This is a genomic window from Psychrosphaera algicola, from assembly GCF_028401425.1.
Classification (GTDB): domain Bacteria; phylum Pseudomonadota; class Gammaproteobacteria; order Enterobacterales; family Alteromonadaceae; genus Psychrosphaera; species Psychrosphaera algicola.
This window is the reverse complement of sequence record NZ_JAQOMS010000002.1, coordinates 3,476,712-3,492,843: the sequence shown is the minus strand read 5'-3', so window position 1 is coordinate 3,492,843 and position 16,132 is coordinate 3,476,712. Positions and strand designations below refer to the sequence as shown.

General features: G+C 41.5%; 11 protein-coding genes and 6 pseudogenes. 4 read left to right on the top strand and 13 right to left on the bottom strand.

The genetic code is table 11. From position 1 onward, the window contains the following. Positions 1 to 319 precede the first annotated feature (319 nt). Entirely contained in the window at positions 320 to 1,177 is an 858-nt protein-coding gene (locus PN838_RS19115; RefSeq protein ID WP_272181664.1) for a DUF3014 domain-containing protein, read from the bottom strand. A 315-nt stretch (positions 1,178 to 1,492) separates the two neighbouring features. Between PN838_RS19115 and pcnB the strand changes: the two are divergent. The 4 genes and pseudogenes from pcnB to panC all read left to right on the top strand — a co-directional run bounded on the left by pcnB (position 1,493) and on the right by panC (position 5,131). Then, a pseudogene (gene pcnB, locus PN838_RS19110) lies at positions 1,493 to 2,802 on the top strand (polynucleotide adenylyltransferase PcnB). A gap of 110 nt (positions 2,803 to 2,912) precedes the next feature. Next, positions 2,913 to 3,394 (top strand): annotated as a pseudogene (gene folK, locus PN838_RS19105) (2-amino-4-hydroxy-6-hydroxymethyldihydropteridine diphosphokinase). Positions 3,395 to 3,419: 25 nt separating this feature from the next. Beyond that, a pseudogene (panB, locus tag PN838_RS19100) lies at positions 3,420 to 4,213 on the top strand (3-methyl-2-oxobutanoate hydroxymethyltransferase). Between the two features lie 15 nt (positions 4,214 to 4,228). Next, entirely contained in the window at positions 4,229 to 5,131 is a 903-nt protein-coding gene (gene panC, locus PN838_RS19095) for a pantoate--beta-alanine ligase (protein ID WP_272181663.1), read from the top strand. A gap of 142 nt (positions 5,132 to 5,273) precedes the next feature. Here the strand turns inward: panC and panP are convergent, their stop codons facing one another. The 12 genes and pseudogenes from panP to metB all read right to left on the bottom strand — a co-directional run bounded on the left by panP (position 5,274) and on the right by metB (position 16,043). After that, a complete protein-coding gene (gene panP, locus PN838_RS19090; protein ID WP_272182655.1) occupies positions 5,274 to 6,926 on the bottom strand; it encodes a pyridoxal-dependent aspartate 1-decarboxylase PanP in 1,653 nt (550 codons plus the stop codon). A 431-nt stretch (positions 6,927 to 7,357) separates the two neighbouring features. Further along, a complete protein-coding gene (trmB, locus tag PN838_RS19085) occupies positions 7,358 to 7,861 on the bottom strand; it encodes a tRNA (guanine(46)-N(7))-methyltransferase TrmB (RefSeq protein WP_334313543.1) in 504 nt (167 codons plus the stop codon). Beyond that, positions 7,792 to 8,055, bottom strand: coding sequence for a hypothetical protein (locus PN838_RS26610; RefSeq protein ID WP_334313408.1), 264 nt, complete (start codon positions 8,053 to 8,055; stop codon positions 7,792 to 7,794). The genes trmB and PN838_RS26610 overlap by 70 nt, the downstream gene beginning before the upstream one ends. A gap of 3 nt (positions 8,056 to 8,058) precedes the next feature. Continuing rightward, entirely contained in the window at positions 8,059 to 8,640 is a 582-nt protein-coding gene (locus tag PN838_RS19080; protein ID WP_215964195.1) for a PhnA domain-containing protein, read from the bottom strand. 90 nt (positions 8,641 to 8,730) lie between these two features. Further along, entirely contained in the window at positions 8,731 to 8,901 is a 171-nt protein-coding gene (locus PN838_RS19075; RefSeq protein WP_272182654.1) for a DUF5665 domain-containing protein, read from the bottom strand. Positions 8,902 to 9,032: 131 nt separating this feature from the next. Continuing rightward, the gene (locus tag PN838_RS19070; RefSeq protein WP_272181662.1) at positions 9,033 to 9,173 is read right to left on the bottom strand and encodes a hypothetical protein; all 141 of its coding nucleotides are present in this window, start codon (positions 9,171 to 9,173) and stop codon (positions 9,033 to 9,035) included. Between the two features lie 176 nt (positions 9,174 to 9,349). After that, a pseudogene (locus tag PN838_RS19065) lies at positions 9,350 to 10,134 on the bottom strand (sulfatase-like hydrolase/transferase). 108 nt (positions 10,135 to 10,242) lie between these two features. Next, positions 10,243 to 10,407: a hypothetical protein gene (locus PN838_RS19060; protein ID WP_272181661.1), complete on the bottom strand. Its 165-nt coding sequence runs from the start codon at positions 10,405 to 10,407 to the stop codon at positions 10,243 to 10,245. Continuing rightward, positions 10,401 to 11,216: a DUF3413 domain-containing protein gene (locus PN838_RS19055; protein WP_272181660.1), complete on the bottom strand. Its 816-nt coding sequence runs from the start codon at positions 11,214 to 11,216 to the stop codon at positions 10,401 to 10,403. Before PN838_RS19055 ends, PN838_RS19060 begins: the two co-directional genes overlap by 7 nt. Before the next feature lie 1,495 nt (positions 11,217 to 12,711). After that, positions 12,712 to 13,610, bottom strand: a pseudogene (metF, locus tag PN838_RS19050) (methylenetetrahydrofolate reductase). Positions 13,611 to 13,618: 8 nt separating this feature from the next. Next, complete coding sequence (locus PN838_RS19045; RefSeq protein ID WP_215962454.1) at positions 13,619 to 14,743, bottom strand: aspartate kinase; 1,125 nt, start codon at positions 14,741 to 14,743, stop codon at positions 13,619 to 13,621. Between the two features lie 83 nt (positions 14,744 to 14,826). After that, a pseudogene (gene metB, locus PN838_RS19040) lies at positions 14,827 to 16,043 on the bottom strand (cystathionine gamma-synthase). Positions 16,044 to 16,132: the final 89 nt, after the last annotated feature.

Sequence of the window (16,132 nt, the reverse complement as noted above, 5' to 3'; positions counted from 1 at the left end):
AGCTCATAATTTCAGAACAAAAACGTCATCCCAAAAGAGCCACGGCGATATTAGGGATCTCCAACCGAGTGCAGAGGAAGTTCATAATTCGCTTTTAATTAGCTCATAATTTCAGAACAAAAAACGTCATCCTAAAATAGCGGAGCGATATTTGGAACCTCCAACCGAGTGCAGAGGAAATAATAAAATCAGCGACTCTGACCCCACAGGTCTAGGATCGTCACAAAAAAGCGACGATTGATTACTCAAACGTCGCTTTCCAATTAACTCTCGTTAATAACTGTTAATTAAAAACAGGCAATACCCTGTTATTTTTAGATTAGTCTTTCGCTTCTAGTTTCGCTTTGATTTCTTCTAAAACCGGTAATATTTTACGTTGGTTATTTGGCCCCATACGTAAAAATAGTTTTTGAATTGGCAATAACGCCTCAAGCTTCTTGTCTGCAAACTCAAACATAGCCGACGGTGTTACTAAATTAATATCGCCATCAACAATTGGTGTTTCCATCAAAATATCGATGGTTTCAAGAACTTTATCATTAAAGTCATTCTCACTGTAACCAAGCTCAAAGTATGCTTCCTCTACCAAAGGAGACAAAGTGTCATATAAATTATCACTCGCATCAATTGGCAGCGCAGTAATTAGATCGGCATACATGTCATAACGCTTGTAACTCTGTTCGTTTAGAACATATTTAAGTTCCGGGCCTTCCAACAAAGTCGCCTTAAATTTTCCTTCAGGTTCAACTACTGGGCTAAATTTACGAACAATCTCACCTTTAGCGGCGTTATCAATAAATACAACAAAATTACTGATGATATTTTCTTGAACCACCTTTTTGATTGCAGGCGTGCCCATTACTAAGTCAGTCAGCTCCGCGCGAAACCAATTATCGCTTTCCATCAATGGCGGATGCGCTGGTTTTGGTGGCTCAGGCTCGACCTCTGGCTCAGGTTCAATCGTAATTTCAGCGAGCTCAGGTTCTGGCTCAACCATTTCCGGGGCTTCTTTTTCAATTTCAGGCAATATCACTGGCTCTGGCATTTTTACAATTGGCGCTGGTTTTTCAGGCTCATTATCACCTATAGCGACATCGCTACCCAGACAACTCCGGCAAGAATAATGGCAACGGCACCTGCATATACGGCAATCGGTAAAGGTTTTTTTCAGTTCCACTTGTTTCCATTGTATTTGTTCTCCAATTTAGGCTTAATTCAGTATGGCGTAAAAACTATTAGCTATAAGACCAGAAATCATAGGCTTAGTTCAAATTAAATTTTAAATATTATGACAATGCGCGAACTATTTTTAATTTGCGTCAGATTGCTGTAAAATGCGCGCCACTTCAACCTGTTAAGGTTGACCTTCATAACTTAAGATTGGGTATTTAATTCGTGGTATTTAGAAAGGTTATTTCTTGGTTGGGCAAAGATTCTCAAGCAAAAAATCAGTTAAGCAACCAGAACAAGCGGCACCCCCAGTGTCGACTCAATCTTTGCGGGCGCTACAACTGTGCCTCGCAGTGAACATGCGATATCGCGTAAGCAACTTAGTCCAAGTGCTTTAAAAGTATTGTATCGACTAAAAGACAACGGCTTTGAGGCGTATTTAGTCGGTGGCTGTATTCGCGACTTATTACTCGGCCTCGAACCTAAAGATTTTGATGTTGTTACTAATGCGACACCAGAACAAGTAAAACGTTGTTTTAATAACTGTCGCTTAATCGGTCGTCGTTTTAGACTTGCTCACGTTATGTTTGGTCGCGAAATCATTGAGGTCGCTACGTTTAGGGGCCATCACGATGCGCCAGAAGACGATCCAAAAGAAGAAGAAACACCAAAAGAATTAGCGAAAAAACATCGCGTGCATCGGGTGAAGGTCAATTATTACGAGATAATGTTTACGGATCTATTGAAGAAGACGCAGAACGTCGCGACTTCACGGTCAATGCGCTGTACTACAGCATCAATGACTTTAGCATCCACGACTTTGCCGGCGGTTTAAAAGATATCGACAAAGGTATCATCGACTTAATTGGTGATCCAGAGACCCGTTATCGTGAAGATCCGGTTCGTATGCTCAGAGCTATCCGTTTTGCGACCAAATTACGTATGACAATCGCCCCTCGTACAGAAACACCAATGTACGAATTGGCACACTTGTTACGCAATATACCGCCAGCACGTTTGTTTGACGAAAGTTTAAAGCTGTTTTTAGCCGGTAAAGCTGAAGACAACTTCCAAATGTTGCGTGAATTTGGCTTGTTCCGTTATTTCTTCCCGGTCGTTGATCAAGTATTAACAGGTAACGACCAAGATAAAGAAGAAATATTAGTAAGACAAATGTTCCAAAATACTGATGAGCGCATTAATAGCGGCAAGTCGGTATCTCCAGCATTTATTTTAGCGGCGCTAATGTGGTACCCACTTGAAGCACACGCCAACGAATTAGCCATCGAAGGTGGATTACACCCCTATGATGCTTTCCAAATTGCATCAAATGATATTTTGCAAAAAATGATAAAAACCGTTGCCATTCCAAAACGTTTCAGTGCCATTATGCGCGAAATATGGCAATTCCAGCATCGTTTAACTAAGACTCAAGGCCGTCGCCCAGTGCAACTGGCCGAAAACCCACGTTTCCGTGCTGCCTACGACTTCTTGATATTACGTGCTGAAGCAGAAGGTGGAGAATTAACTCAACTTGCCGAATTTTGGACCGAATTCCAAAAAAGTGATGAAGCGAAAGAAGCCGCTATTAGAGCGTCTAAAGCCCGTCACCGCCCTGTTGTGCTAAGGTGAAAAAACAAATGCACCTGCGGCAACAGATGGTCCAAATAAAAAGGCCCGTATAAAAAACGCCGCAGACGTCCAAAGCCTAAAAATACCGATACTCAATCGAGCTAGTCATGATTGAAGTTGTCTATATTGGCCTTGGGGCTAACTTAAATGAACCGGAAAAAACGATTCATTTAGCCATTGATGCGTTGTCGGAATTGCCAGATTGCGAGTTTTTGGTGTCTCCAAAATATATCGCAGTGCCCCAATGGGCCCGGCTGACCAACCCGATTACATCAACTGTGTTGTTGCATTAGAAACCAGTCTTACGGCAGCAACATTGTTCGACCACACCTGTACAATTGAACAGCAACATGGAAGAACACGCGACGGTGAACATTGGGGTCCAAGAACGTTAGATTTAGATATCTTACTGTTTGGTGATCACACTATTAGTAACGATGTCTTAACAATTCCTCATTATGGATTGAAGCAACGAGAGTTTGTCATTTACCCACTGCTCGACATATCACCAAATCTCGTATTACCATGCGGCACAGAAGTTGTTGAATTAACAAAACACATTTCTCTAAACGGCATGACGCCAATTAACTAACTTAACGTGATAAAGGTTAATTCCTATGGCTAAGATCACCACATCTACCCTGTTAAAAATGAAACAATCTGAAGAAAAATTGCTGCTTTAACGGCTTATGATGCCAGTTTCGCCAGTTTATTCGACTCAGTTGGTGTCCACGTTTTACTTATTGGCGATTCACTAGGAATGGTACTACAAGGGGGCGACAGCACATTATCTGTCACCAACGAACAAATTGCCTATCATACCAAATCAGTCCGAGCCGGTGCGACAAATGCCTTAGTTATTGCTGATATGCCATTTATGACGTATTACAACGAGACTGAAACCATGAGAAACGCCCACGAGCTAATGGCTGCCGGTGCTAACATGGTAAAAATGGAAGGTGGTGATTGGTTATACGGCACAATAAAACAGTTAACTCAAAACGGTATTCCAGTTTGTGGTCACTTAGGTCTAACACCACAGTCGGTGAATGTATTTGGTGGCTTTAAAGTGCAAGGACGTGACAATCAAAAAGCGTTAGAGATGATTGAACATGCTAAGGGATTAGAAGCTGCAGGCGCAAGTTTGTTGGTTTTAGAATGCGTACCATCCGATCTGGCAAAAGCGATAACTGATGCTATTGCTATTCCAACGATTGGCATAGGCGCTGGCAATCAAACCGACGGCCAAATTTTAGTGATGCACGATATGTTTGGGATCAGCTCAGGTTACATTCCAAAATTTTCGAAAAATTACATCGAGCTCACCGGGGATATGCGCAAAGCCGTTTCACTTTATATTGAAGAAGTGCAATCTGGCGACTTCCCAGACGAAAGCCGTTCGTTTAACTAATTGAAGTAAATAACAATGCAAATATTTAAGCATCTTGAAGATCTTCGCCAATGGCGTCAGCAATTGCGTATGGACGGCAAAACCTTGGCTTTTGTTCCAACTATGGGTAATTTACACGAAGGTCACATTCAGCTTGTGCATCAAGCTCATCAACATGCAGATGTGGTGATCACCTCGATTTTTGTCAATCCAATGCAGTTTGGTGAAAACGAAGACTTAGATGCCTACCCACGAACATTTGATGCCGATTGCGAAAAACTTGCTGCCGCGGATAACCATGCTGTTTACTTCCCTAGTGTGAGTGAAATGTATCCGAATGGCTTAAGCGCACAAACATTTGTTCAGGTTCCAGATAACGACAATACATTGTGTGCTGAGTCAACGCAGCGCCCGGGACATTTCCGCGGTGTATCGACCGTTGTAACCAAGCTATTTAATATGGTTCAGCCCGACGTGGCTTGTTTTGGTGAAAAAGACTATCAACAATTACGTGTTATCCGCACTATGGTCGCCGACCTCAACATGCCCATAAAGATTGTTGGAGTGCCGACCGTAAGAGAAGAAAGTGGTTTAGCCAAAAGCTCACGAAACGGCTATTTAACTCCGGCGGAAAAAGCCATTGCTCCTGTGCTGCATAAATCAATTCAGCAGGTTAAAACGGCCATTTTGGCACATTACCAATCTTCAACCACAACTGATAATTTATCAAATAACCGTTCTGTGATTGATGATAACGCCCAGATTGAAGCTGCCGCGATTGCTGCAATAAATGAAGCAGGGTTAAAAGTTGATTATGTTATCGCTCGAGACGCCCATACCTTGGCTCCTATAACCCAAGACACCCAAGACTTTGTTGTTCTCGGCGCTGCCTTTTTAGGAAAAGCCCGACTTATCGATAACATCACGTTTAGCCGTTAGGTTTGTTAGCGAGTACCTATAAATGGCGAATCGTTGATTAACACTCTAAATTAAATGGAGTTTGGCTAAATCGACTAGACTTGAGATAAGAATGATAAGCGCCAACAAAAAACTTTGTTCGCGCTTTTTTATGCTGTATGGCTTAACTGCGTAGCTTTTCTAAAATAGCCGGTAAACTTCTCCAGCTTTCCCGAGCGATTTCTTTTTGTTCTTCAAGTATCTCATGCAAAATATCACGAGTGGTTAGCGGGTTCGCCAGCACACATCTAAATACAGTAATTGTTTGTCCGCTATGAGCTTGAGGAGTTAAACGCGTACGAGACACAAATGATTTTCCTGACTCACGTTGTTTCTTCTGGATGAACTTTGTTAGATCATTGAGTAACTCGTTAATGACCCTTTTATCTTCATCGCTACAGTGACGTAAATACTCCTGCACAGCACTAGGCACGTAGCGGTATGTCAATAAACAAAGTTCAGGTTTGGAAACCAATTCAAAATCAGGATCGTTAGCGATCAAATTAGCGAAATAGTGCGCAGTGTCGATACTTCTATCAATTAAGATCTCGTAACCTTTACGCCCCATCACTTTCATGCAGGCATACACCAGCATAGAAGTTCCAGGTCGACTACCTTCTAACGTATGGGTTCCCAAATCTTTTGAACCTTTACGTAAAATATATTCGGCGTGATGTTCAATAACGTCGGTTGAATGCGGATCTTTGAACAACACCATACCCGCGCCCATAGGCACATACATTTGTTTGTGGGCGTCGATAGTTATTGAATCAGCACGTTCGATGCCTCGTAAAATCTTACGCTGGGTCTCAGACATTAACGTAGCTCCACCCCAAGCCGCATCGACATGGAAGTGAATTTTGTATTTATCTGCAACATCGGCAATTTTATCTAATGGGTCAACATTACCTGTCTCGGTTGTCCCTGCGACGCCAACAATGGCAAGAATTCCGGCATTATCCGCTTTTAACTGCAGAATAATGTCTTCGAGGACATCAACTCTTATCTTATTATTTTCATCGGTTGGTACAGTCACTATGTCATCGCGACCTAAACCGAGTACATCGGCGGATTTACCTAAGGAATAATGGCCACGCTCTGAAACTAAGATCACCAACCGTTGATAACCATAATGGGTCATCGCCCGGAACAAACCTTCTTTGGCAACACCACGGAATGCGCCATCAGGACGTAACAAGGCATTACGTGCAACCCAAAGAGCACTTATATTAGCAACCGTACCGCCCGAACAAAACGCCCCAAGTGAGGTTTCTGCACTGTGCATGTATCGGTTGTAATAATCGTCCGCTTGCTGGGGTGACGCTTGCAGTTCACCGTAGGCGATTCGATGCAACATACCTATGGTTTGACGCTCTAACGGTGTAAACGCTTTAGATGTTTCTATCTTTACCAAATTTTGATTTAACCCAACCATAAGTTTGGACAATGGCAATAAAAAGTAAGGTAAGGCTGATGTCATATGCCCTATAAAGCTAGGGGATGAAGTATGTACCGACTGAGCAATAAGCTTCGCAAGTATGTCGTCAGCAAAATCTGAAACAAACTGAGGATGCTCAGGAATGACAGAATCCAAAAAGTCTTGTTCTATTTCAGACAAGGGTTTTTCCACAGCCACAATATTATCTCGCAAAAAACCATCTAAATTATTAGAGATCTCTTGTTCTATCCGAGCCAACGTTGAGTCTGCTTCTTCTGGTATCGTAAAAATACGAAATAAGTTTTGTTCCGTCGCCGCAGCGAATCTTTTCTCTGACATCATTTAGAAAATTGAGCGAAAAATTTTCCAGTACTTTACTGTAACTCAACTGTAATGTCTGCAATTAGCGGGACAAATATACCGAAATCAACAAAAAAACCGCTTGAATGGTGAGACAAGCGGTCAAAATATTGGTTAGCTTAGATATCTGTTCATATCCGCGCTATTTGGGAAAAAACTTATATCATGTAGGAAATCACATCATGGAACCAAGCAAAACAAATGAAAGTTCGACTAATGCAATTAAAGCAAATGCGGTCGTTAATACAAATCGTTTGGGGTGCTGAGTTGTCATTTTGTGTCTTCCTGTAATCTATAAGTACAATAGCTAATACAGGATAAATGCCAATAGTTAACCCATTGTTATTAAAGGATAAGTACAAAGTGACAACAGATGGGGAATTTTAACTTTTCTATATTTTAACTAAATTTTAGTCAAAATAACCATCTAGCCGAACGTCGAGTTGATAGCTTTTTTGACCGCTTGCCCAATATTTTCGCTCAAAAGGCGTTATGGCGGTGTCGCTTTTATACTCTTGCATTTGGGCAACGATACCCGTTTGCTTTAACGCCGCTACAAATTCTTCAATATAGATGGACCAATTACTTCTAACAATCAAACGTTTGCCAATTTTCGGTAAGTTTTTGAAAACAGGAGAACCGTGCCATCGACGACCTAAATGTTTGCTTTTAGGCCAAGGATTTGGATACAGGATATAGTGATGAGAAATAGGCCAGTCTTCAACTGAAATCAAACGCCACAAGTCGTTTAAGTCACCACGAAAGAAAAAACAGTTGGTTACTGACGCCTGACTATGATGTTCTTGCTTTTCGATCCGATGCTCTGATTTATCAATCGCAATAACTAAGCTAGCTGGGTTGCTGCGAGCATGATGATAAGCACTCTCGCCAACACCGCAACAGGAGTCGAGAATAATCGTTCCCGCTGGATTGTCTTGCAGAAACGCATTGACGGTGCGTCTAATTTGTTCAAACGTCTCGATTGAAAAAGCGGCGTAAGGTTTTTAAACTGAGTGTTGAGATGTTTATCTACGACGGACACTAAATCGTCGTGCACACCAGTTTGATTCGATGTTACGGCTCTCGAATTACCTTCGCCACTCTCCATAAATTAAACCTTTTTCACAAATTTAGTTAAGATCACTATCTTCTGACCGTTAACACGACCTTCGATATGATCAGGGTTAGAGGTTAGCGAAATGCCGCGAACTGTCGTCCCTTGCTTGGCCGTAAAGCCAGCCCCTTTAACTTGCAAATCTTTAATTAAATAAACGTTGTCACCAGCAGCAAGCTTTGTCCCATTTGAGTCAATGGCTTCAGAATCACCACCGGCTGTACGGTGTGCAATTCCAGACTCGCCCCATGCTTTTGCATCATCTTCTAGGTACATCATGTCTAACAAGTCTTGAGCCCAGGTTTCGCCAGCTTGAGTCAAAATAGTAAGCTGTTGAAATGCCAATACTTGAACCGCTGGCACTGTGCTCCACATGCTGTCGTTTAAACAACGCCAATGCGTCATATTAAGGTCAGCGTCGCCATTAAGTTGCTCGGTACAAGTCCCACACGTCAAAACACAATCATCCGAGTGGTCACCGGTTTTCGGTGCAACGGCATAAACGGTTAAGTCAGTAGTTGAGCTGCAAAGTTCACAAGTATTGTTACTGCGTTGTTGAAGTGTTGATTCGATAGACATGTTGAGCCTTTTAATAAGAGCCATCAATGTGTGGCAAACAGGCGACGTATTATGCCAAATTTCACGATAAATTTAAATTGTAAAAGCACACTAATTGTCTGGTTTTTCCTTCACTACATCTAAAATCGCGGAAATCCATTCACCTATGATAGGAATAAACTCCATTTGCGATAGCAAATACACTAATGTAGATAAAACAACCGTCGCACCTAAGACACTTCCTAAACCCAAAGAAATGCCTTTTAGCAGACTAAACCACATCAATCTAGGAATTGAGTTGTAAGTATGTACTAACTTATGATTGTTAAGTTTTTCGAGTTCCGCCTGAATATTTTCAGTCTGTTTTAATAAGGCATCATAGATAGAAAGCTCAGATGTTTCGTCAGATGACGCTACATTTTGCTGTTCAGACTCGGCTTTAATAGTGGCTTCTTCCAGATCTTTTTCGGCTCTAGATTTGATCCTAAAACGTCACTTTTTGGGTCGCTCATCGCTTCACTTTTGTGAGCAACAAGATTGTCTTCGTTTGTCATCTTCATACTTAATTTGTGACGCCTATGAATAAATAGCTAAGGGTAAATAATGGTTAATTACAAGAAACGGCTATCGACTTTTTGACTAGCCGCGACTGAGCAATAAAAACAGAATAACGTAAATAACCTAACAAGCAAGTTGAGTGATGACCGACTTTACCCGTCTTTAAATCACATTACTGATAAAAGTCAGACATCTGCTTCATGGCCTTAAGCGCGATATCGGTAGCTAGCTTACCGTTTTCTTTTGGCTTGCCTCGGTTATCCAAAATTTCATAGCTGCCATTTGGATAAGTAACCGTTTGCTGTTCTGATTCTTTTATCGCGTAATTAACATAGCTTCCAATTATGGTCCACGAGTCTCGTTGTTCTTCAAATAAATGAACGCCGGTACTGTAGTCAGCCCGAGAGTTGGTGACGTTAAATAAATCTTCCATTAATGTCACACTCAGATCACTGTGGCTCGTACGGTGCGTGTAATTTGCTTTGGCTTTACCGGGCCAGTGCACAAAAAATGGGACTTTGACTTGGACGTCAGTAAAGTTACTGCCATGCCCCCAGTAATTCTGCTTGTTATCATTAAATTCCTGCCCGTGATCACTGGTAAAAATGACAATGGTATTGTCTAACAACCCTGTTTCCGTAGCTGGGTCAATACTCGATTAATTTGTTTATCCACCTGATAAACCGAGTTTTGATAAAGATTAAAATACGGCGTTGGATCAAAATCGGCATTTAGCGATAGATGATCCACCCTTTGCCAACTTGGTTCAAATCTAGACTCCGCATTTTCTGGTACGGAAAAGCCATGTACACCATCGTAAAATAACATGCCAAAAAATGGCGTTTGATTACTTGGATCTGCGGCTCTTTGCTCAACAAAGTCGAGCCAATATTCGGTAATATTTTCGTCCCGTTGCCAAGGAGAGTCTCCTAGGGTTTTTAACGTTAAATCGGTCACCTTAGAAAACACTGTGCGGTCAAAAGCCGGTTTTGTTAGCGGTGCCGCAGCAAAAATTTTAGGTTGATAGTTATGTTCTAAAAACGTATCCACCAGTACCGGCGAAACCTAGTTACTTGAAAATGCGTTCCAATACGTACCTAGTAGGCCATAAAATAAGTTAAAAATACCAGTGCGAGTAGAATTGCCGCCACTGATATGTTGTTCAAAGCCTAACGTATTTGGCCCATTATTTAATGTCATAACCGATGGCATGTTTGTATCGTTTAACATGTCATAACGCAGGAGTCGACGATGATCATTAAAACGTTTAGCGATTCATCATTATCTGTTGTAACAATTGGCTGTTTTGGGTAATTAAGTTCACTTGAGGTTTTAACCGACAGGTTTTGTCGCTCTGCACGAATGGACTCCGCGTCTATTAAACCAGAGTTGAGTAATGTTGATTTACCCGTAAGTGGCGAAAACATTGGAATATGACGAACAAGCGCTGTCACGCTTTGGTCATACGTTGCGTCGGCAAATAAATGAATGCCGTTACTTACAAAAAAGCTCACAAAAAACGCTGATAAATAGATCCTTTTTATTCGTAACCACTGGCCACTTTGCGATACCAGATTTGCCCAGCGAGATAGCGCCACAATACCAACTAGGCAGATGACGCCAACCAAACCTGTAATCAACCAAGTAAACCAAGATAAATCGATTATCGCACTTCCGCCTTGAAGCAGCATGTCGACCACAAATCCAGAAATGTGGAAGCGATATTGAGCATACACAAAGGTATCAGCGACCAATAGAAAGCAGCCGGCCGCAGCCAATATTAAGGTGATGACTTTTAGCACCTTGAATCCGTGGGGAACAAACTTGAGTGGAAAACTGACAAGCCAAAGAGACAAATATACCAACAAACAAATAAGCACATAATGACTAAACAGACCCGTTGAGATGAAAAGCGCTGCTTTGGCACTGGAAATTTCTGGCATAAATTCAAAAAATCGAAGTGAAATGACACACAAGATCACACTGATGAAGATAGAAAAGGCCAAAGTCCATTTTAGAAATACTGCACGGTTTGTCATAAATTGCTCATCATTAAAAATTCAGCGCAATTTTACTGTGACCGCTTCAGTATGTGAAACAAAACCTTAATAAATCATAAACAAAAATGTAACAAATCGAATACTAATCACTAAATATGAACTCCCACTAAGACCAATGGGGTCAGTGTCGCTGATTTTATAACGTCCTCTGCACTTGGTTGGAGATCCCTAATATCGCTTAGGCTCGACTCATATTACAAGCTAAGGGATGACGGTTTTTTGTTCTGAAATTATGAGCTAATTTAGGGCGAATTATGAAATTCCTCTGCATTTGGTTGGAGATCCCTAATATCGCTGTGGCTCTTTTGGGATGACGTTTTTTCTGGGTATTTGGGATGACGTTGTGTTCTATGGATTTGGGGACCTGCTGGGTCAATGTCGCTGATTTTTTAACGTCCTCTGCACTTGGTTGGAGATCCCTAGTATCGCTTAGGCTCGACTCATATTACAAGCTAAGGGATGACGGTTTTTTGTTCTGAAATTATGAGCCAATTTAAAGCGAATTATGAAATTCCTCTGCATTTGGTTGGAGATCCCTAATATCGCTGTGGCTCTTTTGGGATGACGTTTTTTCTGTTGATTTGGGATGACGGTTTTCTTTAAAACAACACGTTATTGCACATAAAGTTCAGGCGACTTTTTCCTTCGTCTAAATCCCCTTAGTTGAGATTTATATCTCGAAGTGAACGGCAGGGACGCCGTTGCAAGGAATGTGCATAGGGATGTGCGTACATTCCGTCTTCGACGATAATATAAATCTTAAATAAGGATTAGGGATTTGGTCGAAAGCGGCCTTTTGCCTACTTTTTGGCTGTTGAAAAAGTAAGGTCGACGCAGTCGAAATAGCCGCCCGCAGGGCAAAGAAAAGCGCAGCCCGCAAGGCGAATTATGAACATCCTCTGCACTCGGTTGGAGATCCCTAATATCGCTTAGGCTCGACTCATATTACAAGCTAAGGAATGACGTTTTGTGTTCTGAAATTATGAGCCAATTTAGGGCGAATTATGAAATTCCTCTGCATTTGGTTGGAGATCCCTAATATCGCTGTGGCTCTTTTGGGATGACGTTGTGTTCTATGGATTTGGGGACCTGCTGGGTCAATGTCGCTGATTTTTTTAACGTCCTCTGCACTCGGTTGGAGATCCCAAATATCGCTTAGGCTCGACTCATATTACAAGCTAAAGGATGACGGTTTTCTGGGTATTTGGAATGGCGTTTTTTGTTCTGAAATCTTGAGCCAATTGAAAGGCGAATTATGAAATTCCTCTGCATTTGGTTGGAGATCCCTAATATCGCTGTGGCTCTTTTGGGATGACGTTTTTTCTGGGTATTTGGAATGACGTTTTTCTGTGTTTTTGGAATGACTTTTTTCTAAAATTATGAGCATATATATTGAGAATAGCGATTGCTACAGACGTGCCTAAAAGGATTTGCGTCTGGCTTAAACAGCATCAGACGCATTAATCTTTTTATTTTACCCTTGATTGTCTTGTGCGCGAACACCTAACAAATGGCAAATGGCATACGTTAATTCACTACGGTTCAAGGTATAAAAATGGAAGTCTTTTACGCCTTCTTTAGATAATACTTTTACCTGATCCATAGCTACTGACGCGCCAACTAGGTTACGAGTTGTTGGGTCATTATCAAGACCGTCAAAGGAGTTGTGTAACCAATTAGGTACATTAACGTTAGTTAATCCGGCAAAACGCTTTAACGTTTTAAAGTTAGTTACAGGCAAGATACCCGGTACGATTTCAGCTTCGATTCCAGCGGCAACACAACGGTCCCTAAATCGTAAATAGGTTTCTACATCAAAGAAAAATTGCGTAATAGCACGAGTCGCCCCAGCGTCTATTTTACGTTTTAAGTTGATCAAATCTGCTTGTGCATTGCGTGCATCTGGATGCACTTCTGGATAAGCGGCTACTGAAATTTCAAAATCGTTTTCTTTTTCAACAACTTAACTAAGTCTGTCGCGTACATATGCGGAACAGTAGAGTTGTCTGGCAAGTCACCACGTAAAGCTACAATATGACGAACGCCGTGATCCCAATAATCTTTAGCTATTGCTTTCAACTCATCTTCATTTGCGTCTATACACGTTAAATGAGCAGCCGTTGCAAGATTTGTTTCTTTTTGAATGCGTTTTATTACATCGTGAGTACGGTCACGTGTGCCTGAACCTGCACCGTATGTAACTGATACAAACTTTGGATTAAGCGGAGTTAAACGCTCGATAGAATTCCACAATGTGGTTTCCATTTCTGCTGAATTTGGTGGGAAAAATTCAAATGAAACGTCGATCTTACCTTTAATGTCCAACAAGTTGTTGTTGATGGATTCTAGCTGTTGCGCATGATGAAAAGCCATGACGCCTCCTAATATAATTCTGTTCTTGGATTTCCTGTGCCAGATGCTGCGACAGCAATCTGCAGGATATATTTATTCAAATCTATGTTTACAGCGGTCGCGGTGACAATTGCACCTGCGCCCGGGCCTCGAATAACAAGCGGGTTATTCAAGTAAAAATCAGTTGTTAATGTGAAAACATTATCCGCTGGCGTAAGTTGGGTAAGCGCATTATCAAGTGGTAACGACACTAAACTCACCTCGCCTTCGGCTACATTGCCGTTAAAAGTGGCTTTTGCTTGATAAGCTAATTTCTGACCGACTTTTTTAGCTGCCGCGCTTTTCTCAGCCATAAACTGGTCAATCGCTTCAGCATTGTTCCAAAAGTCATTAAGGTCACCGTCTAATAAAGACTGAGGTAATAACGGCGATACTCTAATGTCTTCTAGGTTTAACGAATATCCTGCGATACGCGCCAAAATTAATAATTTGCGTTGAACGTCTGTCCCAGATAAATCGTCTCGTGGGTCAGGCTCGGTCATACCGACTTCTTTTGCTTGTTTGATTAAGTCAGTAAAACTTTGTTCACCGTCATAATAACTTAATAAGTAGGACAAGCTACCAGAAAAAACACCGGTTATGGACTGCAGTTTATCACCCGCTTGCAGTAAGTCACTTAAGCTAGACTGCACGGGTAACGCCGCGCCTACTGTGGCATTAATACCCCAAAAACAACCATTCGCTCTGAATGTATTGATCAACAATTTATGGCGTTCTGTTGATTTAGTTAAAGGGATTTTGTTAGCTGAAATAACATTCCAGCTACGTTCAGCAAATTCTAAATAACGATTTGCAACAATATCGCTGGCTGTGAGATCTAAAATAACCAAGTTTGGTAACTCTAAATCAGACAACGCACCAATCAGCTGATGTAAGTCCGCAGCTTTAGATAACTGAGCATATTGATTTAATTGTTCAATACCAAGACCATTTTTATCTAACAAATAGCGAGTCGAATTAGCAACAGCAACAATTTTAACGTTAGCAACATTTTTAAAACGAGATCTAAGCTCAGCACTACCGTCAAGCCAGACCGAGCCAACAACACCACGCCCCAATACAACGACATTAATTTCAGTAAGGTTATTTGACATTATCTACTCCCTACCACAATGCCGCGAGCGCAGGACTGAGTCGGCAAGCCGCCGAGTCTACTGAATCATCGTCTAATACTTTTTTAAACCAGCTTTAGCAGAACGTCCCGCCGCATTTGGTGTATTTTTTCAATGTTCGCAACGGATAAAGCCTGTATTACGTCAGCTACTAAGTCTGCTTTATCTTCAATCCCAACCGAGAAACGAACAAGTTGAGTCGTAATTCCAGCCGTTAATTGGGCTTCTTCATCCATTGCCGCATGAGTCATTGTTGACGGATGACAAACCAAACTCTCGGTGCCACCTAATGATTCAGCTAATGTGAAGAGCTGCAAATTTTTGATAAACGAATTTACGGTGTCGATATCCCCGTTTAATTCAAAGCTCAACATTCCAGCATTGTAATTTTGCTGACGATTCGCTAGTTCATGATCTGGGTGTGAAGGTAATCCAGGAAATTAACGTGCTTTACCAATTCGTGCGCATCGAGCACTTCAGCAATAGACTGGGCATTTTTACTGTGTTGCTTAATTCTTAACGGCAGGGTTCTGATCCCGCGCAATATTAAATAACTGTCGAACGGAGAACCGGTAACGCCTGTATTATTTGCCCACCAAGCTAATTGCTCATGATCGTCAGCACTCGCACAAATTACTGCGCCTGATACAACGTCTGAATGACCATTTAGATATTTTGTGCTTGAATGCACAACAATGTCGGCACCAAGTTTTAACGGCGTCTGACCAATTGGCGACAAAAACGTATTATCTACAACAGTGCGTGCGCCAACCGACTTAGCGGTCGCTGATAATTTTTTAATGTCAGTAATACGAAGTAACGGATTACTTGGGGTTTCAATCCAAACAATACTCGGTTTAATTTTTTGAATTTGTTGTTCGATATCGTCAGCGTAATAGTCAAGCCAGACTAATTTGAACACACCGCGCTGAGCAAAACTGTCGAACAAACGATAGGTGCCGCCGTAACAATCCTGTGGCGCAACAATCACATCATCTTTTGACAACAGATTTAACACTAAGTTGATTGCCGCCATGCCAGATGACGTAACCACCGAACCGACACCGTATTCAAGTTCGGTTAATGCATTTGCTAACAAGTCACGGGTAGGGTTGCCACTGCGGCTGTATTCGTAAGCCGGGCGATTGTTTAAGTCTTCAAACTTGTAGTTACTAGCCATATAAATTGGGGCAACAACTGATTGGTGATTTTTATCTGTGTTTAAACCGGTTTGCACGGCTATTGTTGCTGCTGCGAAATCTTTATTTGCTAAGTTACTCATGTTCATTCCAGACTTTTATACGTTTAGATGGCTAAACCATTCAAGATGACTAGACTATAAACTGATTAATTTTTATGTCAACAGTCTAG